General features: G+C 73.4%; 1 protein-coding gene. It reads right to left on the bottom strand.

Annotated elements, in window-relative coordinates; genetic code table 11:
* The coding region (locus AC27IO_RS24690; RefSeq protein WP_498741276.1) for a response regulator at nucleotides 1-702 on the bottom strand (702 nt) is incomplete at its 3' end.
* Nucleotides 703-1,078: the final 376 nt, after the last annotated feature.

Raw genomic sequence — 1,078 nt, 5'->3', positions numbered from 1 at the left:
AACACGTAGCCCACGCCCCCACACGGTGCGGATGTGGCGCGGCCGAGCCGGGTCCGCCTCGATCAGCTTGCGCAGGCGCATGACCTGCACGTCGATGCTGCGGTCGGTGGCGGCATGCGCCGGCCCGTGGGCGAGCGCGATGAGCCGGTCGCGCCCCAGCGGGCGGTGCGGGTGGCCGGCCAGCACGCGCAGCAGCGCGAATTCGGCGGTGGTGATGGGCAGGTCCTGCCCCGCGCGCTCGAGCCGGCGCTCGTCCAGCCACAGCGTGAAATCGCCGAACGCCACGCGCCCGGCCGAGGGCGCGGGGCCGGCGTGCGCACCCAGCATGCGCTGGCGCCGCACCATGGCCTGGATGCGCGCGAGCAGTTCGCGCGGCTGAAAGGGTTTCGGCAGGTAGTCGTCGGCGCCCATCTCCAGGCCGACGATGCGGTCCACCGGGTCGCCGCGTGCGGTCAACATGAGGATGGGAATGGTCTCGCCCTGCGCGCGCAGGCGGCGGCAGATGGCCAGGCCGTCCTCGCCCGGCATCATCACGTCCAGCACCAGCACGTCGAAGCGCTCGCGCGCCAGCAGCCGGTCGAGCGGGCCGGCGCCGTCGACCGTGCGCACGGCGTAGCCGTGGTCGCCCAGGTAGCGCTCCAGCAGCGCCCGCAGGTCGGGTTCGTCATCGGCCACCAGAATCCGGGCCAGCGCATCGGTCATGGAAAAACCCCTGTGATTGACCGCGATGGTAGGGCCGGCCCGCGGCGCCATCGGCATGCCCGTGTCAGGCCATGACAGGGCTGGCGCAGCGGTCATGGTTTGTCATCACTTGGAATGCGCGGGCCATCGTTTTGGAACGGTAGCGCGGCACAGTGGCGGCGAGGGCGCAGCGATCCGCGCACGGCGCCCCACCCAACCGCCACTGTCCTCCCAGGAGTCCGATGCCATGACCGCCCACGCCCCCGCCCATACCGCCGCCCACTCGCCGTCCCACCGCCTTGCGCCCCTTGGGCTGCGCCACCCGCTCGTGGCCGCGCTGCTGCTGGCCGGCGCCGCATGGGGCCTTGCCGGCGCAGGCCCAGGGGCCCTGGCAGGG

This window comes from Acidovorax sp. KNOB132, assembly GCF_057541515.1.
Note: the sequence above shows the minus strand (reverse complement) of the source record. Positions and strands in the feature narration are given on the sequence as shown.